The following is a 26,103-nucleotide window of genomic DNA, read 5'->3' on the forward strand; positions in this document are numbered from 1 at the left end:
TTATTTTTGCAATATCGTTGACAGTTTTGCTCTTATCTTTTATAATTAACTTAAAAGAATATCTTAATTACTGAAGGAGTTGTTTTTATGAAAGAAAGTAAACCTACAATATATGATCCAAATTTTTTACCAAATACAATTTATAGTGGAGTCCCATCTTGGTTAAACTTGTCAGTTATTGAAAATGACAATGATTTAAAGGGATTAGATGCTGCTGTTATTGGTGTTCCTTGGGAAGGAGGATGTACAATTGGTGGTTATTCCCCAACTACAGAAGGCCCTAAAGCAATAAGAAGCACATCTATAAGATACACTGGTTATCTTCCTGACTATGATCAAGACTGTTTCGATTATTTAAGAGTTGCGGACTTTGGCGATACACAAGTCCAAAATGGAAACTATGACTTTACATTTAATGCCATAAGAGAAAAAGTTTCAAAATTATTAGATAGAAAAATTATACCTATTACATTCGGCGGGGATCATGGTATTGCATATCCTATAATTAGTGAAATTGCTAAAAGACATCCAAAAAAAGTTGGAATATTACACTTTGACGCCCATCTAGATAACTATGAATCTTTTGGTAATGATTTATATGCAAGATGTTCACCCTTTTATAGACTTTATAAAGATGAAAATATGGACCCTACTAAAATTGTCCATATTGGGATCAGAGGTCCTAGAAATCATAGAAAGGAATTTCAAAATGCTAAAAATCATGGTGCTACTGTAATATTAGCTAACGAAATACATGAAAGTGGTTGGAAAAAATCAATAGAAAAAGCAATAAATATTGCTTTTAAAGATACAGAGTTTGTGTATATTACTATATGTTCAGATTTTTTAGATGCAGCATGTATGCCACAAGGCCCACAAGATATGGGAGGATTAACAAGTTATCAACTCAATATGATGGTTCACGAAGCTGGTAAAGCTGGTGCAAAAGGCTTTGATTTCGTTGAAATCTATCCCGATACACTTTCACTTCAAACTGCAGCTCATGTAGCAAACTGGGCAGCTCTTTATTATTTAAACGGCTTAGCAAACAATTTTAAATAAAATAATTATTATAAAATAAAATGAAATGAAATAACAATAAACGACTCTTAATGAATTTTGAGTCGTTATTTTTTTAATCTTTTTAAATTTTAAAATAATAATTAAAAAGATTAAACATTCATGAGTTTCATTTCAGAAAATGTTGTATCTTTGTTTATTTTCTAAAATTTGCAATATTGTTTTATGTAAAATTTATTAAAAATACTTTCTAGTGTGTCAAGTCCAAAATCTTGTGTAAAATTCATAGTACAATATTTTATTTCTTTTTCCTGCCTACTTTTTTAATAATTTCTCTTAAGGTTCTGTCAAGGCGAAAAGCGATAACGTGCCTTGACGGGTTCTTAATGAGAAATTAGAATCCATTAGGCAGACAAAAAACAACCTTATTTACATTTGTATATATTTTTTGGTGATGATATCCATTCTTCGTGTTTGTCTATTAGTATTGCTCCTATCAGTCTATTTGCTGACTCTTTATTTGGAAAGATCCTTATACTTTTTCTCATCTTCTTATCTCTTCATTTTGTCTTTCTAATAGGTTTGTACTTTTTAGTCTCGGATGTGAGTTTCCTACTAATGTGTATTGAAAGGTATCTTCAAATCCTTCGTCTAGTATTTGATAGGCTTTAGTGTATTTTTTATCATTTTCATATTCTTCTAATACTTGATTTTTTACTTTTCTTGCTTCTTCTATTTGCTTTTACTATTCCTTTGTGTGCGTCTGATATTACTAGTTTTACTTCTCTTAATCCTCTTTCTTTTAGGTAATTAAAGAAATTCGCCCATGTTTTTTCGCTTTCTCCTTCTTGTATTAAAAACCCTAAAATTTCTTTATTGCCTCCTTTAGATATTCCTATTGCTATGTGGCATAATTTTGAGATTACTTGTTTATTTTCTCTTACTTTTATATATATTACATCTGCCATAAGGTATGGATATTCTTTCGAGAGTTCTCATACTGCCATTGATACTCTATTTCGTCTAATTCTTTTGTTAGATTTGATACAAAGGATTTTGATACTTTTTTCCCGCAAAGTTCTTCTACAATTTTGGTTACTTTTCTTGTAGAGACTCCTTGGATGTACATTTCTAGCATATTAGCGATAAGGGCTTTTTCATTTCTTTGGTATCTTTCAAAAAGATCTGTTGAAAATTTACCATCTCTTGTTCTAGGTACATTCAAGTTTAAAGTTTCTACTTGGGTAGTATAATCTCTTTGGTAATATCCATTTCTTTGGCTCCTTCTTTGTTCTCCTCTTTCATATTCTCCTACACCTATATATTGATCTCTTTGCATTTCCATTAGCTCATTAAAGACTTTAGTGAGTATATTCTTGCTCAATTCATCTGCTACTGATTCATTAATTATGTTTTGTATATCTTCTTGATTTAGCGTAAAATGTACTTGGGTCATATTTGTCCTCCTTTGTATGTTGTTTATTTAATATATTGTACCAAAAAGGGACTTATATGACCTTTTTACTTTTTACACAATTATATGGACTTTATCGTTTGAAAAAATAATAATTAATGTTATTATAGCAGTAGATAAATAAACATTTAAAAGATTTTTATGGAAGAGTAATTAGAAATGGGACAACAAGAGAATGTGAAGTATACTTGTATTGGGGTGGTACTGGCACATATAGTAATTGGAAATTTTCAAGTATAACTGTAGATAATGGACAGGCTTTAAATTATAAAAAATTCGCAACCATAGGCTCAGGAAGTGTTAGAGTAGATCCGGCAAAAAAGATTGGTTCTGTAAAGATAGCAGATGTAAAAATCCCATATAATCAAAAAGAAGCTAGAGTTATAATAGAGGATTTAAAGGGATACAACCTAAAATCTGGTTGGCAATCCGCATATATGACTCCTGTATTAGCAAAAATAAATTAATTGAGTTGAATAAAATTTTATGAGATATGAAGAAAGTAAAAAAAAGTTTAAAAGATTTGTTAATATAGGTGTAAAAACTCAAGATGAAATGATTAAATATTTAAAAAATAAGCTAGATGTAGTAGAGGTTAGTTTTGAAAATTTTACTAAAGCTTATTATGAATGTATAGTTTTTAATATTTCTCAATGTAAAAATATAAAAGAAGAAGATATGCAATTTAAACTTTTTACAATTTTAGAAAATGATAAAAGTAAAGCCTATTATGACGATATAGAAACTAGAAATGCAAAAGATGTACATGTTATTTTTGAAAGAAAATCAGGTATAATAACATCTAGCAGTGGGTTATTATCAGTAGAATTGAATTTATTTAAAGGAGTTTCTGAGGAAGAATATTATAACGAAGGTATAGTTTTTAGACAGTTGATTGCAGACTTAGAAATTGAATATGAAAGAAAAAATCCATATATTTTTGAAGAAGTTTTAAAAGTAAATTTTAAAGATTTATAAAATATTATTGGCTCTATGTCAAATATTGGGGAGACTCGTTAATTCGAGTCTCTCTTTTTATGTAAAAATAAACACATAGACGCTAATAAAGCTTAAATACTAAAATAACAAGAAAACTATTAAAAATAAGAATATCAAACAAAACCCCTAGGGTTTTTGCAAAATTTTCCCGTTTTCATATCATTACTTACAAGCAAACATGATTCTCTTTCTAAACAAATTGAAATTTTTCATACCAAAACAATTTCTTTTTAAAGTCTTTATCTTAGTATGAGTACCTTCAAGTGGACCATTAGACCAAGATAATCAAAAGAATTACATATCTCATCAAACCAGTTATTAAAAGCAGTGATACAAGATTTAAATTCTTTTAAATCAGATTCTTCAGCTCTTCTTATCCATTCCCTTAAAGATTTAGATGCTCTAACTCTATTGGGTTGACTTAGAACATATTGGTAAAACAGTTCCTTTAACCTATATGCTAACTTCAAATCGTTGTTTAAATCAAGCATTAAAGTAACTTCCTTAGCCTGTTCAGAAGTTAACTTAGCAGCAGGTTTCGTGAGTAAACTTTTACTTCTTTTAAAATATTTTCTAAGTTTAGTAGGAAGGTTTTTTTGAATTCTATGATCATGAACCCATACCTTTTTAGAACCACAGTGAGGACAAGTATCCATCTTTGTAACAGAAGCATGAATGTGAACAAATTCCTTATCCTCACAAAAACTATCAAAAATTACATCTTTAAAACCCAACAAATTCATGTTATTATTATTTTGCACTTATATGCACCTCCTAACAAAGTTTGTTGTTATTTTAAGTTTAGGACTAAATGCGTATAAGTGCAATTTTTTTGCATAAAAATATCTGTTAGAGATTTTACTCCCCAACAGATATTATAGAGCCAAAAAAATTCACCCTAAGGTGAACTTTCTTAATTATTTAAAAAGTGAAACTATAAAGTCGATAAACTTTTCTAAAAAGTTTTTTGTATTTTCTACAGCCTTTTCTCCTTCGGGGGAATTTAAAAATTTTGAAGCCTTATCCTTGTATTTTACTGCAGTGTCAGCAACTCTATTCCAGTCCACGTCGGCATTTTTCATATTGTTAAATAGATTTACAAGTTTGTCCTCTTGATTTTTGGTCAAGTTAATATTGTATTTATTAGCTACATTTTCAATTAAAATTCTAACTTCTTTTTCGTCCTTTGGCATATTTTTTGCCATTGCGTCTTTTACTTCGTATATAATATCGTTAGTCTTATTATCGCCAAGTTCTTCAGAAAGTTTACTTTGCACAACTAATTCTTCATTTGCAACTTTTTTCAAATCTTCAGGAAGTTTCTTGCCAGTATTTTCTTCATAGGATTTTAAAATTCCAGTAAGTGCTGCTGTTCCGCTAACTTTTCCTGGTGCAGTTACATAAATATCTGCATCTTCAATTCCTACTGTATTAAGTGCATTTAAAAATGCAGCTTCACTTACAATGCGAATATTGTCTGAAAGCTCAATATTTATTCCACTACCTGCTTTTTTATATTTTACAATTGCAGAAGAAATAGCCTTGTTCCCAATTTCCTTTGAGGAAAGCACGTCCCCTAAATATTTGTATTCTTCCTTATTTGTAACTTCGATAATCTTTGCATTTTCGTCAGCCTTCATCTCACGAAGCATTTCACTTTTTTGAGTCTCGCTTAAATCAGCTCCGAGAGTTACTATCTCTTTATCTGATTTTGCAAAAACTGCAGTGGGAAGCATTAGTAAACAAAGTCCCACTATAATTATTTTATTTCTAATTTTCATAATCTCCTCCATTTTTTACATCTTAACATAGGTATATGAATACTATTTAAAATTTATGTGAAAGTTTACTTTTTTATGACAAGTAAAAAGAGCCAGCTAAGCTAGCTCCTTTATTTGTCCTCGTGAAACTTAATCATATCTTCAAAGATAAACCACATATCCTTCACTTCATTTTTCTCTGATGAGGAAAAGGGGATTATATTTTCTCTATGTTCAACGCCAAGTTTTTTGGAAATAAGAGATATTTGTTTATCTACTTGTGATCTTTTTATTTTATCTTTTTTCGTTGCAATAACTATTCCAGAAAATCCTGAATGAATAATGTAGTCATACATTTGCTTATCTAAATTTGTAGGTTCATGTCTAATGTCTACAAGTAGAATTGTCTCCAAAAGATTTTCTCTATTTTCTAAATATCTATTGATTATTCCTGCCCACTTTTCTTTTTCTGTCTTTGCAACTTTTGCGTAGCCATAACCTGGCAGGTCAACAAGGCGAAGTGCTTCATTTACTTTGTAAAAATTAATTGTCCTAGTTTTTCCCGGTGTGGAAGATGTCCTCGCAAGATTTTTTCTGTTCAACATTGCGTTTATAAAGGAGGATTTTCCTACATTAGATCTTCCTGCAAAGGCAAATTCTGGAAGATTTGAAATTGGATATTGTTTTTCTAAAACGGCAACTTTTTCTAATTCTGCTTTACTTATCTTCACTAAAATCACCTATTGCAATTTCTGCAACTTCTTTAAAAGTTGAAACAGTTTTTATATTAAGTCTTTCTACTGCTGCTTCTTCGATTTCTCTTAGATCTCTCTTGTTCTCAGATGGAATTATTACTGTATTAACGCCATATCTTTCCGCTGCCAAAAGTTTTTCTTTTAGACCACCTATTGGAAGGACTTTGCCACGAAGTGTAATTTCTCCAGTCATGGCGACATCACTTCTAACAGGTCTTTTTGTTAGTGCAGATAAAACTGATGTGGCAATAGTAATTCCTGCTGAAGGTCCATCCTTTGGTACTGCTCCTTCTGGCACGTGAATGTGAATGTCCTTTTCACTTCTAAATTTTGGATCAAGTTTAAATTCCTCTGCATTAGATGCAATGTGTGAAATGGCAGCAATAGCAGATTCTTTCATTACATCGCCAAGAGAACCTGTGAGAGTTAGATTGCCCTTGCCTGGCATTACTGTAGCCTCTATTACAAGAGTAGTCCCTCCTACTTCTGTCCATGCAAGTCCGTTTACTGAACCCACTTCAGAATTTTTTTCTCTTTCATTTATTAAATAAATTTTTTCTCCGAGAAAATCCGAAATATTTTTCGTAGATACTAATACTTTTTCTAAGTTTTCTTCCACAATTTTCAGTGCGGCTTTTCTCACGATTTTTGAAATTTGTTTTTCAAGACCTCTAACTCCAGATTCACGAGTGTAATAATCAATTATGTCCTTTAACGCCCTTTCAGAAATATTTATATTTTCTTTCTTTAAGCCATTTTCAGAAATTTGTTTTGAAACTAAATATTTTTTTGCAATATTTAATTTTTCATTTGGAGTATAGCCGCCTATTTCAATTAATTCCATTCTATCGAGAAGCGGCCTCGGGATAGTCTGAGTTGTATTTGCCGTTGCGATAAAAAATACATTAGATAGGTCAAAGGGAAGTTCCATATATCTATCTGTAAAAGTATTGTTTTGCTCTGGATCAAGGACTTCTAAGAGTGCTGATGCAGGATCACCCTTAAAGTCATTGCCAATTTTATCTATCTCGTCAAATAGAAATACTGGATCATTTTTGCCAGCTTTTTTCATTAAACTTATAATTCGACCTGGGAGTGCTCCAATATAAGTTCTTCTGTGCCCTCTAATTTCTGCTTCGTCAGTGATCCCCCCAAGACTCATGCGAACAAATTCTTTATTAAGCGATTTTGCAATGGACTGTGCAATAGAAGTCTTTCCAACTCCAGGAGGTCCTACAAGGCAAAGTATTGGCCCTCTGCTTTTGTCGCCGGATAAAATCCTAACTGCGATAAATTCTAAAATTCTCTCTTTTACATTTTCAAGTCCATAGTGCTCGTCGTTTAAAACTTTCCTAGCATCACTTAATTTTACTTTTTCTTCCCCACCTTCCATCCAAGGCAGATCTAAAATCCAGTCCAGATAATTTATTAATATTGAATAATCAGGCGACTGCGAATTTAAGTTGCGAAGTTTCTTTAATTCACTAAGGGCTTTTTCCTTCACTTCTTCAGGAAGTTTTTTTTCTTCAATTTTTTTCTTATATACTTCAGTTAATTCTCCCTCGTCTTCGCTATCGCCAAGTTCTTTGTGAATTACACGAAGCTGTTCCTTTAGATAGTACTCCCTTTGGATTTCGTCCATTTTCTTTTTAACTTGATCGTTGATATTTTTTTCGATGGAAAGAATTTCAATTTCCTTTTTCATTATCTCGTGAAAAGCAACAAGTCTGTCGTAAATATCAGTGGTTTCAAGTAGTTTTTGATAATCTTCTAATTTGAAATTTAGATATCCTACTACTGTATCAATAAATCTTGATGGATCATCTGTGTCGGCAATATTTGAAAGAATCCCTGGAAAGAATTTTTCATCGAGAGAGGCATAACTTTCTAAATCATTTAATGCAAGGCGAAGTGCTGCTTCAATTTTATCGTCTTCAGTGTAGTCAATTTCATCTTCTTCTAAAATTTCTATTTCAGCTTCTATAATTTCCTCTGTAATATCTAAACTAGAAATTTTTGCTCTCTTTTCACCTTCAACTAAAACCCTTACAACTCCGCCAGGCAATTTTAAAATTTGTTTTATAGTAGCCACAGTCCCAATTTCAAAGAGATCCTCTCTCTTTGGATCTTCTACTTCTAATTCTCTTTGTGCCACCAAAAAAATTTTTGAATCTTGCATTTCCGACCTTTCAATTGCATTTACAGAAATTTTTCTGCCACAATCGAAATGCATGACCATGTGTGGAAAGATTACTAAATTTCGAAGAGGAATAAGTGGTAATTTAATTTTTTTCATTTTTCACCTTCTAAAAAAGCCGTGGCAACCACGGCTAAATATATTTATTTTTTTATTAATTCAGCAGATGCTGTACCTTCCACTGACTCTTTAGTTATTTTAACTGCTTTGATGTCATTTCTTGAAGGAATTTCGTACATCACATTCATAATTGTGTCTTCGATAACCCCTCTTAATCCTCTGGCCCCTGCCTTTTTCTCTATTGCCTTTTTTGCAATATATTTTAGGGCTTCGTCGTCAAAAATTAATTCAACATCATCAAATTTTAGCAGCTCCTTGTATTGTTTTACAAGAGCATTCTTTGGCTTAGTCAAAATTTCAACTAGGGCATCTTCGTCTAATTCTTCAAGAGTAATAGTAACAGGAAGTCTGCCAATAAGTTCTGGTATAAGTCCAAACTTTAGCAAATCTTCAGTTTCTACTTTCTTTAAAATATTTTCTCTATTAGCTTCTTTGTCTATAAGTTCAGATCCGAAGCCCATGGACGATTTAGCAGTTCTGTTTTCTATGATTTTGTCAATTCCGTCAAAGGCACCACCAACTATGAATAAAATATCTGTGGTGTCAACTTGAATAAACTCTTGTGAAGGATGCTTTCTGCCACCTTGTGGTGGAACATTTGCAATTGTTCCTTCTATAATCTTCAAAAGTGCTTGCTGCACACCTTCTCCACTTACATCTCTTGTTATAGATACATTTTCAGATTTTCTGGCAATTTTATCTATCTCGTCGATATAAATAATTCCCTTTTCTGCCCTCTCAATGTCGTAATCGGCATTTTGAATTAATTTCAAAATAATATTTTCAACATCTTCGCCAACATATCCAGCTTCAGTTAAAGTTGTGGCATCGGCAATTGCAAAGGGAACATTTAAAAGTCTGGCAAGAGTTTGTGCAAGTAAAGTCTTGCCTGAACCTGTGGGTCCAATCATGAGAATGTTGGACTTTTGAAGCTCAATATCTGGATTAACTTTTTTAGAAGAAGATATCCTCTTGTAGTGATTGTAAACTGCTACTGCAAGGGCACGCTTTGCATCCTCTTGTTTTATAACATATTGATCCAAAATTTTTTTGATTTCAGCAGGTTTCTTTAGTTCAAAATTCCTATCTATTTCATGAGAAATTTCTTCTTCTAAAATTGCATGACATCTCTCGATACACTCATCACAAATATTTACATTAGGTCCGGCGATTAACCTATTCACTTGGTTTTGCGTTTTGCCACAGAATGAACATCTTAAAATTTCATCTGTACTTGACATATATCACCTCAAACCCTTTTTTCTATAACTTTGTCGATTAAACCATATTTTTTTGCTTCTTCAGAAGTTAGCCAATAATCTCTATCTGTATCTCTTTCGATTTTTTCAAGATCTTGACCAGTTCTTTCAGCCAAAATTTCATTTAATTTTTTTCTAATTTTTAAAATCTTTTCTGCATTAATTTGAATGTCACTAGCTTGACCTTGTGCACCACCAGAAGGTTGGTGAATCATAATGTCAGAATTAGGAAGGGCAAATCTCTTTCCCTTTGCACCTGATGCAAGTAAAAATGCTCCCATAGACGCAGCCATTCCAATACAAATCGTAGATACATCTGGCTTTATATAATTCATAGTGTCATAAATTGCAAATCCTGCACTTACAGACCCACCAGGTGAATTAATATAAAGTTGAATGTCTTTATTTGGATCTTCAGATTCTAAAAATAAAAGTTGGGCAACAATTAAATCCGCCATTACATCATTTACTTCTCCACTTGCAAATATAATTCTATCCTTTAAAAGTCTTGAGTAAATATCGTAGGATCTTTCCCCTCTATTAGTTTGTTCTACTACCATTGGCACTAATGCCATTTAATCACATCCTCTAATTATTTGTCTTCTTTGTCTTCTTTATCTTCTTTTACTTCTTCTTTAATTTCTTCTTCAGTAGTTTCCTTAGGCTCAACAAATTTAACTTTTTCAACAAGAGTATCAATTGCCTTTCTCTTTTGAAGGTCGTCTCTTACAACTTCCTTATTTTGATTTAGCATATAATCTCTCATTTTTTCCATGTGTTCATTGTCGTCTTTAAAGTATTCTTCTACAACTTTGTTAACTTCTTCTTCTATTTCTTCGTCAGTAATTTCAATCTTTAAATCTCTAACAAGTGCTTCAATAGCAAGATCATTTTTTACAGTTTTTTCTGCTTCAGGTCTCATTGCCTTTTTGAAATCGTCAAGAGTTTGACCAATCATCTTGATATAATCTTCGAAGCTAATGCCTTGAGCTCTAAGACTTTGGTCATAGTTTCTAATCATATCGTCAATTTGAGTATTAATCATTGCTTCAGGAATTTCTGCATCTACCATTTCGCCAATTTTGTCAATTGCTCTTCTTTGTTTTTCCATTTTAGAAGTTGTCTTAAATTCTTCTTCTTTTTTCTTTCTAATATCAGCTTTAAACTCATCGAGAGTGTCAAATTCAGAAATATCTTTTACAAATTCATCGTCAAGTTCTGGAAGTTCTTCATATGATATGCTATTTAATTTAATTTCAAATTTTGCGTCCTTTCCTGCAAGATCCTTTTGATGATAATCTTCTGGGAATTTAACAGTAATGTCAAATTCTTCTCCAATTTTGTGTCCGATTAATTGTTCTTCAAAGCCTGGAATAAATGTATTTGAACCAATTTTAAGGTCTTGGCTTTCAGCTTCTCCGCCTTCAAAATAATTTCCATCAACAGAGCCTTTGAAGTCGATGTTTACAGTATCGCCATCTTCTACTGCTCTATCATCAACATTTATAATTCTAGCGTTCATAGCTCTTTGGTTTTCAACTTCAGAATCAATAAGTTCGTCAGTTACTTCAAGAGTTGGATCTTCGATTTCTATTCCTTCGTAGTCCTTAAGTTCAACTTCTGGTTTAACATCGACAGATACATTTACAATTAAATCTTCTTCTTTTTTTACACTTTCTTCGTCAATGTCAATATTTGGTTGGTCAACAACTTTAAGGTCTAATTCTTTAACAGCTTTTTCATATTCACCTGGAAGAATTTCATTAATTGCATCTTCGAAGAATACGTCTTTGCCGTACATATTTTCGATCATCTTTCTTGGAACATGACCCTTTCTAAATCCTGGAAGTTGGAAGTGTTTTTTGTTTTTCTTATACACTTCAGTTTCAGCATTTTTTATATCTTCTCTTTTTAAAACAATGTCAAAAAAGACAGTGTTATTCTCTTTCTTTTTAATTTCCATTTTATTTGCCTCCTCGCTCTATGGCGTTTTTTAACATCTCTATATTATAACATAAGTTATTTTAAAAATATATTAAATACCTCTGTCCTTTAGGATTTTAGAGAGAATTTCCATTTCTTCATCATTAAGTGTAACACCCTTAGACATTTTTTCGTGATTTGAATCCCATTCTCTCAAATCGTACTTTGCTGGTCTGTCGTTAAAAGAAACTTTGTTAAGTTCCTTAGTCCAGCCCTTTGCACTTTCAGATAAAACTCCCAAGTGCTCTGTAATTTCAAATTTAAAATCGCTCATATTACCTAACCTTTTCTATTTCATTTAAAACATTTTTTATTGCTTCTTCAGAAGAAATTTCAGAATTTTCCATTTCTTTTCTAGTTGAATATTCAACAAATCCTTCAGAAGACTTCTTGCCACAAGTAATTCTTAGTGGAATACCAATTAGGTCTCTGTCCTTAAACTTAACTCCAGCTCTTTCTTTTCTGTCGTCAAGTAAAACTTCCACACCCTTGTTCTTTAATTCGTCATAAATTTCTTCTCCAAGGGCAACTTGTTCATCATCCTTTACATTTACAATAGTAATAATTGCTTCATAAGGAGCCACTGCCATTGGCCAAATAATCCCATTGTCGTCGTGATTCTGTTCGATTATTGCCGTTACAGATCTTGTAATGCCCACACCATAAGAACCCATATAGAAGTAATTTGCCTTGCCCCTTTCATCGAGATAAGTTGCATTAAGAGCCTCTGAGTATTTTGTACCCAATTTGAAGATATTTCCTACTTCAATACCCCTTGCAAATTTATATTCTTCATCAGTTCCAGGCACTTTGTCGCCTTGAGATACAAGAAGAAGGTCCTCTACAACTTCACCTTCAAAGTCTCTGCCATAATTTGCATTGATGTAGTGGTAATCTTCTTCATTTGCACCGACAATAAGATTGTCCATTTCAGCAACTCTTTTGTCAAAAATCTTTCTAACATCTAAACCAATTGGTCCAGTATAACCCTTTTTGGATTTTATAGCTTCGATGTCAGACTCTTCCATCATCCTTATGTCGTGTTCAGCAACTCCAGTGTAAGATACAAGCTTTGCCATATTTAATTCTCTATCTCCTGGGATAAATACTATAACTGGCTCATCTCCAAGCATTAAGTCAACTGCCTTGGCACATTTTTTTTCATCCACCTTTAAAAATTTAGCAACTTCTTCAATTGTGCTCGCCTTCGGTGTGTGAACTTTTTCTAATTCCTTTTTATCTTCATGTGCTGGCATCGCATATTCAACAGGAGCCTTTTCTTCAGTTGCTCCAAATTTTCCAGATTCAGAATATACAATTACACCTTCGCCAGTTTCAGAAAGAGCGATAAATTCGTGCGAACCAGTGCCGCCCATTGCACCATTATCCCCTTCGACAATTTTATAATCAAGTTCTAATCTGTCAAATATTTTTTCATATGCTTCATACATATTCATGTAAGCAATGTGAAGAGTTTCAGGAGAAGTGTCAAAAGTATAGGCATCTTTCATAGAAAATTCTCTAGCTCTATTTATACCAAATCTAGGTCTTTTTTCATCTCTGTATTTAGTTTGAATTTGGTATAAATTAAGTGGAAGATCCTTATAACTTTTAACTTCATCGCGGACAAGAGTTGTAAAATATTCTTCCGCAGTAGGTCCGAGACAAAACTCTCTGTCATTTCTGTCCTTTAGCTTAAACATTTCAGGACCAAATTTTTCCCATCTACCAGACTCTTTCCAAATTTCTGCTGGTTGAATGGCAGACATTAAAATTTCCATTGCACCAGCTTTGTCCATTTCTTCACGGACTATATTTTCAATTTTTCGAATAGATCTATAACCAAGTGGCAAATATGTATAGATACCACTAGCAGATTTTCTAATCATACCCGCTCTTAGAAGAAACTTATGAGATGCAATCTCTGCATCTTGTGGATCCTCCCTAAGAGTTGGCATATAAAGTTTTGATAATCTCATATTACCTCCATAATAAAAGTATTATAATAAATAAAATAAATTTCCACAAGTTTTATGGAAAATCTCATTGCATACTATTTTCATTATACTATAAAGGTGCCAATACTTCACAGTTTTGTGGAAAAATTTTAGATTTATAAAATTCATTAGAAAATTTTTGCAAAAGTAAGAACTAATTTAAAAAAATCATGTATAATAATTATTTATTACACAAAAACATAGGAGAACATAATAATGGAAAAAAGAAATATATCTGGCATTTTATTTTCAGCTTTAATTGCAACTTGTGCCTACTTTTTAGGCAAAAACTTTCCAGTAATTGGCGGACCTGTCTTTGGCATTCTTTTCGGTATTATATTGAATAATTTTAAAAGACCAGAGTCCTTTGAATCTGGAATAAAATTTACATCAAAAAAAATACTTCAATTTGCCGTAATACTACTTGGGTTTGGTCTTAACCTTAGCGAAATTATTGTAGTAGGAAAATCATCACTTTTAATAATTCTTTCTACAATTTCAACTGCACTTATAATCTCCTTTGCCACAGCAAAAATTTTAAAAATTGATTCAGATGTTGCAACACTAGTTGGAGTTGGATCATCAATCTGTGGTGGATCGGCAATTGCTGCAACAGCACCAGTTATTAACGCAAAGGACGAAGACATTGCGACTTCAATATCCGTAATATTTTTATTTAATATTATCGCTGCACTAATCTTCCCAACCCTTGGCGTAAAACTTGGCATGACTCACACAGGCTTTGGCATGTGGGCTGGAACAGCAATAAACGACACATCATCAGTTGTGGCAGCATCAGGAACTTGGTCAACAATGTTTAATGACGACACCGCACTTAATTATGCAACAATTGTAAAATTAACGAGAACTCTTGCAATTATTCCAATTACTCTTGGACTTGGAATCATAAAATCAAAGGAAAATGTAGACAAAGTTAGCGTGTTAAAATCTTTTCCAACATTCATTTTATTTTTCCTACTTGCATCAATTTTCACAACTGTGCTTCCACTTCCAGCCTTTTTCTTGTCAACAATGAAATTTTTGTCAAAATTTTTTATTATAATGGCAATGTCTGCAATTGGACTTAATACAGATCTTAAAAAATTAATTTCACAAGGAGGAAAGGCAATAGTAGAAGGTGCTCTTTGTTGGATAGGAATAATTTTTGTGAGCTTGGCAATGCAAAACCTACTTGGCATTTGGTAATTTATTGGATTTTTTAATTTAGAATACTTGTCTTATTCGGAATTTTTTACAAAACTTGTGAATAAGATTATTTATTTTACTTGAAGCAGCCTTAGAGCTTCCTTTTTAGTAAAAAACAAAAAATAAAAGCCCTTTCGAGCTTTTTAAGATTTATTAAAATTTAAATTATAAAACCATGGACAAAAATTCCTTTGCCCTCTTAGTTTTTGGATTTGCAAAAAATTCTTTTGAATCTTCGTCCTCTGCTATAACGCCCTTATCCATGAAGAGAACTCTGTTAGATACATCCCTTGCAAAGCCCATCTCGTGAGTTACTACAAGCATTGTAAGTCCTTCCTCTGCAAGAGAACGCATTACATTTAAAACTTCATTTACCATCTCTGGGTCAAGCGCCGATGTTGGTTCGTCAAAGAGAAGAACTTCTGGATTCATTGCAAGTGACCTCGCTATGGCAACTCTTTGCTTTTGCCCACCTGATAATGATGCCGGTTTTGCATCTCTAAAGGGATACATCCCAACTTTTTTCAAAAATTCATCTGCAACCCTTACTGCCTCTTCTCGAGATTTTTTTAGAACTTTAACTTGTCCTACTACACAATTTTCAAGAACAGTCTTGTTGTTAAAAAGGTTAAAGGATTGAAAAACCATTCCCACCTTTGTCCTATAATTATTTATAGAAATATAATCTAAAATATTTTCACCGTGATATTTTATTTTTCCGCCATCTGGTTCTTCCAATAAATTTATGCATCTAAGAAGTGTTGACTTGCCTGATCCAGATGAACCAATTATTGAAAGGACTTCGCCCTTTTCAACCTTAAAATTTATATCCCTTAAAACTTCATTAGAGCCAAAGCTTTTTTCTAAATTTTCTATTTCAAAAATATACGCCATCTCACACCTCTTCCTTAACCTCTATTACTTCTGCTGAAGATTGTGAACCGTAAATTTTATAAGTTCCATCTCCATCCATTTTCCTTTCAACGAGCTTCATAATTTGACTTACTGTAATAGTTAAGAATAAATAAATTAAAGCTGTGATAAAAAATACTTCAAAGTATCTCAGATAAGTTCCCGCTGCTGATTTTGAAATAAAGAATAATTCTGAAACAGAAATTACATTTAAAACTGATGAATCCTTGATGTTTACAATAAATTCATTTCCCACTGATGGGATTATATTTCTAACGGCTTGAGGAAGTACAATTTCTGTCATTGTTTGCCAATGAGTCATTCCTATGGAAAGTGCCCCTTCAGTTTGACCCTTGTCAATAGAAATTATTCCGCCTCTAATTATTTCAGCCATATAAGCTCCTGTGTTTACAGATACGATTATAAGTGCCGAAGGCATTGCCGCCATATTTAAATTAAAATATTGAAGGGAGCCATAATAAAACATCATAGCTTGTACCATCATTGGTGTTCCCCTAATAACTTGAATGTAAACTGTAATTATGGCATTTGCAATTTTTAAAACCGCCCTTTTAAAGGCTGATGATTTTTTATTTACCTTTATTGTTCTTATTATTGCAACTAATAATCCTATTAAAAATCCAACTAATGTGCCAATTACAGCAATTATAATTGTGTTAATAGTTCCCTCGACAAAGAGGGAACCATATTCCTTTATTAAAAATCCTATCCATCCAAAAAAACTTTCCGGCATTTTATTCTCCCATAATTATTCGCCAAGTGGTTGATTTGCTACAGCTTCTTCCATTATACTTTGTCTTTCTTCTTCAGAAATTTTTGATAGTGCATCATTAACTTTATTTAAAAGTTCATCGTTGCCCTTCTTAACTCCTACTGAAATTGATGTATCTTCTTCTGATGCTTCAAATCCCTTTCCCTTTTCAAATTCTACAAAAGTTAAGTCATTGTTTGCAGAAGTTGCAGAAAGTGCGCCCGGTCTTTCAGAAACATATCCATCGATCTTTCCACTTCTAAGTGCAACTATCATTGCTGGAAAAGTTTCAAGAGCTGTGGATTTATTTACACCTTCAATTTGATCAATTACATCGTAGTGAAAAGTGTTAAGTTGCCCTGTTATATTTGCACCCTTAAAATCAGCAAGTGATTTTGCCTTTGCATAAGGCGAATCCTTTTTAACAACTATTACAAGATCTGATGTGTAATAAGTATTTGAAAAATCAATAGTTTCCTTTCTTTCAGCAGTTGGACTCATTCCTGCAATAATTAAATCAATTTTCCCTGAAGTAAGTGCAGGAGTAAGCCCATTCCATTCAGTTTTTACTATTTCAAGCTTCTTGTCCATGGACTTTGCGATTTCCTTTGCGATTTCAACATCGTATCCGCCAGCATATCCTCCAGCTGCAATTGGATAACCATTTTTTTCATTTGTTTGTGTCCAGTTAAAAGGTGCATAATCGCATTCCATTCCAACTTTTAAAGTTCCTGAATCTGATGGAGCAGCCGCTGTGCCTCCATCTCCCTTTGAATTACAAGCAGTTAAAAACATTGTGCTAGCTAAACCTGCAACTAATAAAACTTTTGCTAAATTCTTTCTTAAATTCATAATATACCTCCGTAATTCTCGGTGGCTATAAAAAGTAATAAAAAAACAGTCTGGAAAACCAAACTGTTAAAGATGTCTAATAAAATAAGACAAAGTATTTAACTTTAGATAGCTCCCCACATATTGTGACAGTCATACAAATATTGTTTGCATGCCCAGCATATTAACTTACCCTTAATACACTTCGGCGAAATTTCCTTTCATCTTTATTCACTGCATGGCCTTGCTCCAAAAGATTACTGATAAATCCCGCTCCTCTATCGTATTTTTCAATACAATGTATTCAATTGTTTTTTAAATTATATATAGGAGATTTACAAAAGTCAAGTGCTTTTTTATTTTTATTAATTTCTCCTAAAAATTTGCAATTAATAAGGCCCCTTTAGGAGCCTCATTAAAATTATTTCCACATATCAACTTCAGAAGTTGAGTTTAATCTTTCTCTGTTGTGAGTGTTTGCTGCATCAAGAATATTGTAATAAGCCCAGAATCCTTCGCTTACATCTGAGAATTTATTAAGAGATGAAGTGTTCACATTGTTAAGTGAGTTTTTAGTTGTATTTCTATTAAAAACAGAGTTTAAAATAGTAACAGCTTCGGCTCTAGTTATTTTTGCATTAGGCTTGAATGTTCCATCGGGATAACCTGTTACATTTTTGTTGCCATTTAATTTTTCAATAGCATCCTTTGCCCAGTGATCTTTAACATCTTGAAAGTCAGAAGAACCCTTCTTTTCATTCTTAACATATCCAGAAATCATTTGTGCAAATTCTGCTCTTGTAATGCTTTCATTTGGTTTAAATGTTCCATCTGGGTAACCACTAATTAGACCCTTTGCAACAACATAATTAATTGCCTTAGAGAACCAGTTGTCATTTGCATCAGAAAACTTTGTTGCAGAGCTTGTTCCAAAATCTGCTCCTCCATTTAACAAAGTAGCAAACATTTGAGCTGCTTCTGCTCTTGTTACATTTGCTTGTGGCTTAAATGTTCCATCTGGGTAGCCCTTAATATAAGCAATTGCCTTAACTTCTTCAACTGCATTTTTTGTAACTTTGTATTCAATCTTTGTAATATCTCCTGCTTCATTTTTTGCTTCGACTTTTATAGTTTCACCAAAGATTAATGCTCTATCTAAAAATACAGTGAATACTCCCGAATTATTTACAGTAATGCTTCCAAGTTTTCTATTGCTTGCATCGTAAACTGTAATTTCGTCCTTTGCATTTGCAGTTCCCTTTACAAGTTTTTGTCCTTCAAGGGCTTCTGTAATTTTAAATTTTTTATTTTCAACTGTTTTTGAATCTGTGTAGAATTTTAAATCATCAAGTTCTCTATCATATACACTTTCGCTTAAAGTTACTGAAAAATATGAATTTTTATCAGTTCTAAAGCTTCCAAGTAGCTTTCCGTCCATGTAAACTCTTACATTTTCAAAAGGATGATTTTTAACATAACCCGTTAAAGTTCTTCCCATAATTCTTAAATCACTTGCATCAACTTTTGAACCCTTGATGTTTTTGTAATTGTCATTTTTAACTTCTACACTTCTTGATTCTTTTGATCCATCTCTTGCTATTACAGAATAAGTTTCTCCTTCTTTAAGATCTACTTTAATTTTAAAATCGCCTCTATTATCTGCATATCCTATTTTTTCATATCCTCTGTCATAGCTATATCCGTATCCATATCCTGAACTAACTCTCTTTATATATATGTCAGCTTTTGCAGAAGTATAACCTGTCAAATATGTTCCATCGTATCTCACATTTGTAAGTGTAATATTATTGTATCTATCATCATATCTATCCCTAACGTCAAAGTTAATCTTAACTTCTTTTGTAGATCCATCTTTAAATTTAACTGTTACAGTTTCTTCATGATTTCCCTTTGAATAAAATTCAAAAGTTTTATTACCAATTATTTCTGCACCATCTGGTAGAGATAGAACTTTACTAGCATCAACTCTTTCTCCCTTATTAATAGTGTAATCACGGCTTGATAGATTGCTTTTATCTGCTTCTCTTTCTTTCTTATTTTCAGCCTCTGATGGAGTTGTAGTTTCAGTATTTGGTGTAGTTGTACTTGATGTAGTTGTACTTGGTGTAGTTGTACTTGGTGTAGTTCCTGCTGCTGGTGCTGATGGTGCTGCTGGTACTCCTGCTGGTGCTGCTGGTACTCCTGCTGGTGCTGCTGGTTCTGTTTGTGCAAAAGCAGATACTGGCATTGACGATACTAATACCCCTGCTAGTGCAAGTGTTAAATATTTCTTACTATATGGTTTCATTAAAGTTCCTCCTAAATAAAATGCTATTTGTATTATATTACATTATGTCATTGAGTTTAAATCTTTTTTGTGATAAAAAAGTGATAAAGGACATTATTTCAACTTAATTAATAATTTCTTAATATTCGTAATACTACCGACATAAAAAGACCTGCCAAAAATAGCAAGTCTTTAAATCTTATTTAACTCTTACAGATAAATCATCTGCATAGACATCAACTATGATTGTGTCGCCATCCATTACATCGCCCTTTATTATCATCTTTGAAATTTTTGTTTCAAGAGTATGACCAATATATCTCTTAACTGGTCTTGCACCATATTGTGGACTAAAAGATGCGTTCAAAATAAATTCAAGGGCAGCATCGGTAACTTCGATTTTAATATCTCTATCCTGAAGTTTTCTTTCAACTTCTTTAATGCTTTGTTTAATAATGTTGTAAATTTCATCTCTTTGAAGCGGTTTAAATAAAACTATTTCGTCAACTCTATTTAAAAATTCTGGTCTAAAGGAAGTACGAAGATCTTGCATTACATTTTCCCTTGCACCTTCAGTTATTTGCCCATCTTTGCCAATTCCGTCAATTAAAAAGTGTGAGCCAATGTTTGAAGTCATTATTATTACTGTGTTTTTAAAATCCACAGTCCTTCCTTGGTTATCTGTAAGTCTTCCGTCGTCTAAAACTTGTAAAAGGATATTAAATACATCTGGATGTGCCTTTTCAATTTCATCAAATAGAATTACTGAATAGGGTTTTCTTCTAACAGCTTCTGTAAGCTGTCCGCCTTCATCGTAGCCAACATATCCTGGAGGAGAACCTACAAGTCTTGACACAGAATGTTTTTCCATGTACTCAGACATATCTATTCTAATTAAATTTCTTTCATCGTCAAAAAGTGTTTCTGTAAGAGCCTTTGCAGTTTCTGTCTTTCCAACTCCAGTTGGTCCCAAGAATATAAAGGATCCAATTGGTTTGTTTTTATCCTTTAGTCCTGCTCTTGCCCTTAGTACTGCATCAGACACAACTTCAATAGCTCTATCTTGACCAATTACTCTCTTGTGAAGAATTTCTTCCAAATTGAGAAGTTTTTCTCTTTCAGTTTTATTTAGCTTTTCAACTGGAATTCCAGTCCATCTACTTACTACATAGGCAATTTCATCTTCTGTAACTTCTTCCTTTACCATGGAAGATTCATCTTTAGTAGATGACTCCTTCTTTTTTAATTCTTCCTTTAACTTTGGAAGAATGCCATATTTTAATTCTGAAAGTTTTTCTAAATCGTAATTCCTTTCGGCTTCTTCAATTGCGTGATTAGTATCTTCAATTTGTTTCTTTAAGTCCTTTGTAGAGTCAAGCTCCTTCTTTTCAGCTTCCCATTTTGATTTTAATCTGTCAAATTCTGCCTTTTCTTCAGAAAGTTCGCCTTGAAGTTTTTTAAGTCTTTCTAAACTTGCCTCATCAGTTTCCTTTTTTAAAGCTTGATTTTCGATTTCAAGTTGCAAAATTTTTCTTCTCACTTCATCAATTTCTGTGGGCATTGAATCAATTTCTGTCCTCAACATTGCACAAGCTTCATCCATTAAGTCAATTGCTTTGTCTGGCAAAAATCTATCTGTAATATATCTATCAGATAGAGTTGCTGCTGCAATTACTGCGGAATCAGAAATTCTTATTCCGTGATAAATTTCGTATTTATCCTTTAATCCACGCAGGATTGCAATTGTATCTTCCACAGTTGGCTCTTTAACCAAAACTTTTTGGAATCTTCTTTCAAGTGCAGGGTCCTTTTCAATATACTTTCTGTATTCGTCAAGAGTTGTTGCACCAATTGCATGTAGTTCTCCACGAGCAAGCATTGGCTTTAACAAATTTGATGCGTCCATCGCTCCATCAGTTTTTCCTGCGCCAACTATGTTGTGAATTTCATCGATGAATAAAATAATATTTCCATCAGACTTTTTCACTTCATTTAAAACAGCTTTTAATCTCTCTTCAAACTCTCCACGGTATTTTGCACCTGCTAAAAGTGCACCCATGTCTAGTGAAAAGACAATTTTATTTTTAAGACCTTCAGGTACATCTTCGGATACAATTCTTTGTGCAAGACCACCTGCAATTGCCGTTTTACCAACTCCGGGAGGACCAATTAAAACTGGATTGTTCTTAGTCCTACGAGAAAGAATTCTAATAACATTGCGCACCTCTTCGTCACGACCAATTACTGGGTCAAGCTTGCCATCTCTTGCAAGTTCAGTCAAATCTTGACCATATTTTTTTAATGCATCATAAGTTCCCTCAGGATTATCTGTTGTAACATGTTGATTGCCCCTAATTTTTTTTAGAGCATTTAAAAATCCATCTGCATCAATTTTATACTTGTTGAAAACAGAAGAAGAATCCTTTCCCTTCATGTTTAATAGAGCAAGGTAAATATGCTCAACAGAAAGGTATTCGTCGCCCATCTTTTTCATAAAATCTTCCGCCTTTTGGAAAAGCTCTCTATAAGAAGAGTCTGCATAAACTTCCGCACCAGATTGTTTTGGAAGTCTTTCAATAATCTTTAAGACATCTGCCTTTATCATGTCTGGGTTTTGATCCATATATGTCAAGACTCTTGGAATAAGTCCATCTTTGTCCTTTAAAAGGGCGTAATTGATGTGAATTTCTTTTACCTCGGGATTGCCGTATTCCTTAGCAATATTGTATGCACCTTGAACGGCTTCAAGAGATTTTTGAGTAAATTTTTCAAAATTCATAAAAACACCTCATTTTTTATTATTTACTTAAATTTTGTAATTCTTTATATAATTTTAATTGTTTGTCAGATAAATTATTAGGGTTTACGATATTAAAAATAATGTAGAGATCCCCCACATTGCCCTTTAAATCTTTAAATCCCTTTGAAGGAATTCTCATTTTATTTCCTCCAACAAAATTTTCTGGTATTCTTAATTTTAATTTGCCACCTAAAGTTTCCACAGTTTGACTGCTGCCAAGAGCTGCATCCCATGGATAAATATTTTGAGTTTTAGTAATATCTAACCCATCGAGAACGAGATCTTTCTCATCACGAATATTTATTTTAAATAAAATATCGCCAGGAAGACCAAATTTTTCGCCCTTGACCTTAATTTTCTTACCACGGGTTATTCCCTTAGGGATTTTGACAGCAACTTGGTATTCCTTTTTATTATAAGTCAAATTCACATTTTTCGTAGTACCCTCATAGGCATCTTTAATAGAAATAGAAAGTTCAGATTCAAACTTATTTCTGCTCTTGTTTGACGTTCTTTTTCCCCTTCCAGACAAATCTCCAAAAATATCATTTATGTTAAAACCACCAGAGAAATTTCCGCCAGATCTAGAAGAACCAAAAATAGTTTCGAAGAAATCAGAAAAATCTGCTCCACTTCCTCCAGTAGTGTATGTGTAACCATATTGAGAAGGATCGAAATCATAGCCAGAACTAAAATCATAATTAGAGCCAAAAGTATCGTATTTTTTTCTCTTATCGGCATCAGATAAAACCTCATAAGCCTCTGAAACTTCCTTAAACTTTTCAGCAGCGGCATTATCGCCTTGATGAAGATCTGGGTGATACTTTTTAGCCAGCTTTCTATAGGCGCTCTTTATCTCCTTTTCATCTGCATCTTTAGAAACTCCAAGGATTTCATAATAATCTTTGTATTTCAAAATTAACCTCCTCATAATCTATATAAACTCATTTAACTGTCAACATAATTATATCCAAATTAAAAGCAAAGGAACATAAATTATAAATTAAATGAATAATTTTAAATTTAAAATTTTGTCAGCTATATCAAAATTATTTGACTATCTTTGACTATTCCATTATACAACATCATTAGCACTCTTGCAAGTACTCTGCTAATTATTTTTTGTTTTTTTATTTTTTAAGTCTTGATTGTTTATTTAGAATAAGGATATACTAAAAATTGTAAAACTAGTAAAAATATTTAATAAAGGAGCATTACATGAGAAAAAACAACATAAAAAATATTATAACTTATATCACTTTTTTACTAATAGCACTGTTCACATTTACAGCTTGTTCAAAAAAAGAAAATAAAAATGCACCCACAATAGGAATTTCATGGTCTACTGATGAAGTTGATAAAAATTCTAAAGACAAAGTTGATATCGATACTCAAATGTATGCCGATGCACTTAGAAAAGCTGGAGCAAAAGTTATATTTTTAAAGGAAATGAAATCCATAGATGAAGCTAAAAAGGAAATTAAAGATGTAGATGGTGTTGTTGTAACTGGCGGAGATGATTTAAATCCAAATCTTTACAACGAAAATCCAATTGAAAAATTAGAAGAAATTAATCCTAGAAGAGATAGCTCTGATGTGTTTTTACTTAAGGCTTTATTAGAAGAAGACAAACCTACATTAGCAACTTGCAGAGGAATGCAACTTACTAATGTTTTATCTGGCGGTTCTTTATATCAAGATATAATTACTCAAAGGCCTACTGATATTATTCATAGAGATCCTGAAAAAAAGGTTTTTGTAAAACATGAAATTGATGTTCTGCCAAACAATATATTGTCAGATGGATTGGGAAAATCTGGAAAATTGGAAGTTAACTCATGGCATCATCAAGCAATAAAAGATCTTGGTAAAAATTTAGACATTTTAGCAAAAGCTGACGATGGAACTATTGAAGCAATAGTTAAAACCGATAAATCCTATTTCTTAGGATTACAATTTCATCCTGAAGCAATGATTATAGAAGATAATAATAAAGATGCTTTAAATCTTTATAAAGCTTTTATAACAAAATCTCAAGAATTATCACAACAAAAATAAAAAAATAATCTAGTTTTACAAAAATTTTAAAAATTTTTCTTGTATTTATAAATTTATTATGCTAAACTAATAACAGATTATTTAATACACTTTTTTAATTAATTTCCTTTTAAACGCCGAGAAAACTCGGCATTTTTTCTGCCCTTTTTTATAAAATAAAAAAATTTGAATCAAAACTATTTTATATAAGTTTTATGCTAAAATTAAGGCCATGGATGTTTCCATAGCCTTTTTTAATATATTTTTAGTTTATATACTAGTATTAGTACATAATGAAATTTATCAAGTATTTCTCTCTTTCATTTGCCTTTATTCTTAAAGATAAATTTCACAAAAAATTTATTTTTTAAAAGAATTAAACATTCATATAATTATCAATAATTCTTATATAAGCTTCAATGAAATCTATATATTGTTTTAATGGAAGTCTTTCATCTATTTTATGATTAAGCATTGGCATACCCGGTCCATAAACGGCAAGTTCTATGTCTGATCTATCTTTCATAAACTGAGCTGCATCTGTTGTTCCAGCAACTGCCATAGGTTTAATTTCAGAAAAAGATACATCAAGGGTTTCCCTCAAATCTTTGCCCAGCACTTCTCCCATAGATTTCATTAAATTCATTGGCAAAAGATCTGGCATCTCCTTTACAACATCGATGATTGTCTTGACTAACTTGGATTTTGGATCTGACTGAACAGGAGACTGATTTGCTGTTACCTCCATATTAAGTTCAAAGTCCTTTTCTTTGTTTAGTCTTGCAAGAATCTCTTGAATTTCTTCAATGATCTGTTGATTTTTTAATTCCGGTATTGTTCTCACATTTGCCTCAAATTCTGCAAAATCAGGTATAGAATTGACCTGTGTCCCTCCCTTTACAACTGTGATGCTATGTGTCATTTTTCCAAGCATTTCATTTGAGAAATCTTCTGCCCTCTTTTCAAAGTGCTTACTTATCTCACTCATTGCTCTATTTAAGTGTTCAACTGCATTTTTGCCTATCTCTGGTGTAGAGGAATGAGCTGCAACACCCTTTGAACTTACCTTATAATTAAGTGATCCCTTATGAGCATATACAACTCCTAAATTACATGGCTCTGCAATTAAAATTGCATCGACATCCTCGACATAACCAAGGTCAGTAAGTTGCTCGGCACCAAGTTCTCCTATTTCTTCTCCCACAGTTGCAATCAGTTTGATTTTACCAGAAAAATTCTTTTCCTTAGCAGTTTCAATAAAAGCAATAGTAAGTGCCGCCAACCCTGACTTCATGTCAGATGCACCCCTGCCCCAAATCACGTCGTCTTCAATATGAGCATCAAAAGGAGGAAAGGTCCACTGAGATTCATCTCCTGGAGATACCACATCCATATGCCCACTTAAAACTAAAGTTTTCCCTGGACCATTTTCTATTTCTGCGATGAGATTGGCCCTATTCTCTGCAAACTTAACAAGTTCAGATTGAATTCCATTTTTGAGAAGTAAATCCCTTAGGTAATTTGCTACCTCAAGTTCATTTCCATTTACAGTTTTAATTTTAATTAAATCACTTAAAATGTTGATTGCATTTTCTCTATTCATTTTATTTCCTCCTTCATATTTTTTTAAATATCTATTTAAACTTCTACTTAAATATAATAGGTCATTGCTCCTAATGTGAAAAAACATTAAT

Annotated in this window: 22 protein-coding genes, 1 pseudogene and 1 riboswitch; of the genes and pseudogenes, 5 read left to right on the plus strand and 18 right to left on the minus strand. The window is 32.4% G+C overall.

Annotation, left to right across the window (positions count from 1 at the left end; genetic code table 11):
* Nucleotides 1–87 precede the first annotated feature (87 nt).
* A complete protein-coding gene (locus HKO22_RS05810) occupies nucleotides 88–1,062 on the plus strand; it encodes an agmatinase family protein (protein ID WP_169969221.1) in 975 nt (324 codons plus the stop codon).
* A 383-nt stretch (nucleotides 1,063–1,445) separates the two neighbouring features.
* On the opposite strand, the pseudogene HKO22_RS05815 reads toward HKO22_RS05810, so the two are convergent.
* Nucleotides 1,446–2,476, minus strand: a pseudogene (locus HKO22_RS05815) (IS256 family transposase).
* A gap of 206 nt (nucleotides 2,477–2,682) precedes the next feature.
* Here HKO22_RS05815 and HKO22_RS05820 point away from each other — a divergent pair.
* On the plus strand, nucleotides 2,683–2,961 hold the full coding sequence (locus tag HKO22_RS05820; protein ID WP_169969223.1) for a hypothetical protein: 279 nt from the start codon (nucleotides 2,683–2,685) through the stop codon (nucleotides 2,959–2,961).
* A gap of 19 nt (nucleotides 2,962–2,980) precedes the next feature.
* Nucleotides 2,981–3,472 (plus strand): hypothetical protein, encoded by a 492-nt coding sequence (locus tag HKO22_RS05825; RefSeq protein WP_169969224.1) that lies wholly within the window; start codon nucleotides 2,981–2,983, stop codon nucleotides 3,470–3,472.
* Nucleotides 3,473–3,655: 183 nt separating this feature from the next.
* On the opposite strand, the gene HKO22_RS11145 is transcribed toward HKO22_RS05825, so the two are convergent.
* From HKO22_RS11145 to HKO22_RS05875, 10 genes are all read right to left on the minus strand, one after another.
* Nucleotides 3,656–3,736, minus strand: a complete 81-nt coding sequence (locus tag HKO22_RS11145) for a hypothetical protein (protein ID WP_141557086.1) — start codon at nucleotides 3,734–3,736, stop codon at nucleotides 3,656–3,658.
* Complete coding sequence (locus HKO22_RS05835) at nucleotides 3,733–4,254, minus strand: transposase (protein ID WP_169969226.1); 522 nt, start codon at nucleotides 4,252–4,254, stop codon at nucleotides 3,733–3,735. Before HKO22_RS05835 ends, HKO22_RS11145 begins: the two co-directional genes overlap by 4 nt.
* Before the next feature lie 156 nt (nucleotides 4,255–4,410).
* Entirely contained in the window at nucleotides 4,411–5,274 is an 864-nt protein-coding gene (locus tag HKO22_RS05840; RefSeq protein WP_169969228.1) for a DUF1002 domain-containing protein, read from the minus strand.
* 110 nt (nucleotides 5,275–5,384) lie between these two features.
* Nucleotides 5,385–5,984 carry a ribosome biogenesis GTP-binding protein YihA/YsxC gene (yihA, locus tag HKO22_RS05845; protein ID WP_169969229.1) on the minus strand — a complete coding sequence of 200 codons (600 nt, stop codon included), beginning with the start codon at nucleotides 5,982–5,984 and terminating at the stop codon, nucleotides 5,385–5,387.
* Nucleotides 5,971–8,304, minus strand: coding sequence for an endopeptidase La (gene lon / locus HKO22_RS05850; protein ID WP_169969231.1), 2,334 nt, complete (start codon nucleotides 8,302–8,304; stop codon nucleotides 5,971–5,973). The genes yihA and lon overlap by 14 nt, the downstream gene beginning before the upstream one ends.
* A gap of 44 nt (nucleotides 8,305–8,348) precedes the next feature.
* Nucleotides 8,349–9,566, minus strand: a complete 1,218-nt coding sequence (gene clpX, locus HKO22_RS05855; protein WP_169969233.1) for an ATP-dependent Clp protease ATP-binding subunit ClpX — start codon at nucleotides 9,564–9,566, stop codon at nucleotides 8,349–8,351.
* Nucleotides 9,567–9,574: 8 nt separating this feature from the next.
* Nucleotides 9,575–10,159, minus strand: coding sequence for an ATP-dependent Clp endopeptidase proteolytic subunit ClpP (gene clpP / locus HKO22_RS05860; protein ID WP_169969234.1), 585 nt, complete (start codon nucleotides 10,157–10,159; stop codon nucleotides 9,575–9,577).
* A 17-nt stretch (nucleotides 10,160–10,176) separates the two neighbouring features.
* Nucleotides 10,177–11,547: a trigger factor gene (gene tig, locus HKO22_RS05865; protein WP_169969236.1), complete on the minus strand. Its 1,371-nt coding sequence runs from the start codon at nucleotides 11,545–11,547 to the stop codon at nucleotides 10,177–10,179.
* Nucleotides 11,548–11,619: 72 nt separating this feature from the next.
* On the minus strand, nucleotides 11,620–11,841 hold the full coding sequence (locus HKO22_RS05870) for a YdbC family protein (RefSeq protein WP_169969238.1): 222 nt from the start codon (nucleotides 11,839–11,841) through the stop codon (nucleotides 11,620–11,622).
* A gap of 1 nt (nucleotide 11,842) precedes the next feature.
* Nucleotides 11,843–13,546 (minus strand): proline--tRNA ligase, encoded by a 1,704-nt coding sequence (locus tag HKO22_RS05875; protein WP_169969240.1) that lies wholly within the window; start codon nucleotides 13,544–13,546, stop codon nucleotides 11,843–11,845.
* Between the two features lie 234 nt (nucleotides 13,547–13,780).
* Between HKO22_RS05875 and HKO22_RS05880 the strand changes: the two genes are divergently transcribed.
* The gene (locus tag HKO22_RS05880; RefSeq protein WP_169969241.1) at nucleotides 13,781–14,770 is read left to right on the plus strand and encodes a YeiH family protein; all 990 of its coding nucleotides are present in this window, start codon (nucleotides 13,781–13,783) and stop codon (nucleotides 14,768–14,770) included.
* A gap of 165 nt (nucleotides 14,771–14,935) precedes the next feature.
* Here the strand turns inward: HKO22_RS05880 and HKO22_RS05885 are convergent, their stop codons facing one another.
* The 6 genes from HKO22_RS05885 to HKO22_RS05910 all read right to left on the minus strand — a co-directional run bounded on the left by HKO22_RS05885 (nucleotide 14,936) and on the right by HKO22_RS05910 (nucleotide 23,288).
* The gene (locus tag HKO22_RS05885) at nucleotides 14,936–15,664 is read right to left on the minus strand and encodes an amino acid ABC transporter ATP-binding protein (protein WP_075659956.1); all 729 of its coding nucleotides are present in this window, start codon (nucleotides 15,662–15,664) and stop codon (nucleotides 14,936–14,938) included.
* A gap of 1 nt (nucleotide 15,665) precedes the next feature.
* Nucleotides 15,666–16,436: an amino acid ABC transporter permease gene (locus HKO22_RS05890; protein WP_169969243.1), complete on the minus strand. Its 771-nt coding sequence runs from the start codon at nucleotides 16,434–16,436 to the stop codon at nucleotides 15,666–15,668.
* Nucleotides 16,437–16,451: 15 nt separating this feature from the next.
* The gene (locus HKO22_RS05895) at nucleotides 16,452–17,306 is read right to left on the minus strand and encodes a transporter substrate-binding domain-containing protein (RefSeq protein ID WP_169969245.1); all 855 of its coding nucleotides are present in this window, start codon (nucleotides 17,304–17,306) and stop codon (nucleotides 16,452–16,454) included.
* Nucleotides 17,307–17,407: 101 nt separating this feature from the next.
* A riboswitch (Lysine riboswitch) is annotated at nucleotides 17,408–17,574 on the minus strand.
* Between the two features lie 132 nt (nucleotides 17,575–17,706).
* Nucleotides 17,707–19,593 (minus strand): S-layer homology domain-containing protein, encoded by a 1,887-nt coding sequence (locus HKO22_RS05900; protein ID WP_169969247.1) that lies wholly within the window; start codon nucleotides 19,591–19,593, stop codon nucleotides 17,707–17,709.
* 178 nt (nucleotides 19,594–19,771) lie between these two features.
* Nucleotides 19,772–22,351 (minus strand): ATP-dependent chaperone ClpB, encoded by a 2,580-nt coding sequence (gene clpB / locus HKO22_RS05905; protein WP_169969249.1) that lies wholly within the window; start codon nucleotides 22,349–22,351, stop codon nucleotides 19,772–19,774.
* Nucleotides 22,352–22,370: 19 nt separating this feature from the next.
* Nucleotides 22,371–23,288: a DnaJ C-terminal domain-containing protein gene (locus tag HKO22_RS05910; protein ID WP_075659951.1), complete on the minus strand. Its 918-nt coding sequence runs from the start codon at nucleotides 23,286–23,288 to the stop codon at nucleotides 22,371–22,373.
* Nucleotides 23,289–23,590: 302 nt separating this feature from the next.
* Here HKO22_RS05910 and HKO22_RS05915 point away from each other — a divergent pair, with 302 nt between their 5' ends.
* Entirely contained in the window at nucleotides 23,591–24,430 is an 840-nt protein-coding gene (locus tag HKO22_RS05915; RefSeq protein ID WP_169969251.1) for a gamma-glutamyl-gamma-aminobutyrate hydrolase family protein, read from the plus strand.
* A gap of 355 nt (nucleotides 24,431–24,785) precedes the next feature.
* Here the strand turns inward: HKO22_RS05915 and HKO22_RS05920 are convergent, their stop codons facing one another.
* Nucleotides 24,786–26,012: an ArgE/DapE family deacylase gene (locus HKO22_RS05920; RefSeq protein WP_169969253.1), complete on the minus strand. Its 1,227-nt coding sequence runs from the start codon at nucleotides 26,010–26,012 to the stop codon at nucleotides 24,786–24,788.
* Nucleotides 26,013–26,103 lie beyond the last annotated feature (91 nt).

The organism is Peptoniphilus faecalis (assembly GCF_012976305.1).
Classification (GTDB): domain Bacteria; phylum Bacillota; class Clostridia; order Tissierellales; family Peptoniphilaceae; genus Peptoniphilus_A; species Peptoniphilus_A faecalis.

Excerpts from the sequence above, each read along its gene's own strand:
- HKO22_RS05920 (WP_169969253.1), bottom strand. The coding sequence starts at position 26,012 with ATGAATAGAGAAAATGCAATCAACATTTTAAGTGATTTAATTAAAATT.
- tig (WP_169969236.1), bottom strand. The coding sequence starts at position 11,547 with ATGGAAATTAAAAAGAAAGAGAATAACACTGTCTTTTTTGACATTGTT.
- HKO22_RS05825 (WP_169969224.1), top strand. The coding sequence starts at position 2,981 with ATGAGATATGAAGAAAGTAAAAAAAAGTTTAAAAGATTTGTTAATATA.
- HKO22_RS05870 (WP_169969238.1), bottom strand. The coding sequence starts at position 11,841 with ATGAGCGATTTTAAATTTGAAATTACAGAGCACTTGGGAGTTTTATCT.
- HKO22_RS05885 (WP_075659956.1), bottom strand. The coding sequence starts at position 15,664 with ATGGCGTATATTTTTGAAATAGAAAATTTAGAAAAAAGCTTTGGCTCT.
- HKO22_RS05900 (WP_169969247.1), bottom strand. The coding sequence starts at position 19,593 with ATGAAACCATATAGTAAGAAATATTTAACACTTGCACTAGCAGGGGTA.
- HKO22_RS05840 (WP_169969228.1), bottom strand. The coding sequence starts at position 5,274 with ATGAAAATTAGAAATAAAATAATTATAGTGGGACTTTGTTTACTAATG.
- lon (WP_169969231.1), bottom strand. The coding sequence starts at position 8,304 with ATGAAAAAAATTAAATTACCACTTATTCCTCTTCGAAATTTAGTAATC.
- clpP (WP_169969234.1), bottom strand. The coding sequence starts at position 10,159 with ATGGCATTAGTGCCAATGGTAGTAGAACAAACTAATAGAGGGGAAAGA.
- clpX (WP_169969233.1), bottom strand. The coding sequence starts at position 9,566 with ATGTCAAGTACAGATGAAATTTTAAGATGTTCATTCTGTGGCAAAACG.
- HKO22_RS05810 (WP_169969221.1), top strand. The coding sequence starts at position 88 with ATGAAAGAAAGTAAACCTACAATATATGATCCAAATTTTTTACCAAAT.
- HKO22_RS05915 (WP_169969251.1), top strand. The coding sequence starts at position 23,591 with ATGAGAAAAAACAACATAAAAAATATTATAACTTATATCACTTTTTTA.
- HKO22_RS05875 (WP_169969240.1), bottom strand. The coding sequence starts at position 13,546 with ATGAGATTATCAAAACTTTATATGCCAACTCTTAGGGAGGATCCACAA.
- HKO22_RS05880 (WP_169969241.1), top strand. The coding sequence starts at position 13,781 with ATGGAAAAAAGAAATATATCTGGCATTTTATTTTCAGCTTTAATTGCA.
- HKO22_RS05895 (WP_169969245.1), bottom strand. The coding sequence starts at position 17,306 with ATGAATTTAAGAAAGAATTTAGCAAAAGTTTTATTAGTTGCAGGTTTA.
- HKO22_RS05890 (WP_169969243.1), bottom strand. The coding sequence starts at position 16,436 with ATGCCGGAAAGTTTTTTTGGATGGATAGGATTTTTAATAAAGGAATAT.
- clpB (WP_169969249.1), bottom strand. The coding sequence starts at position 22,351 with ATGAATTTTGAAAAATTTACTCAAAAATCTCTTGAAGCCGTTCAAGGT.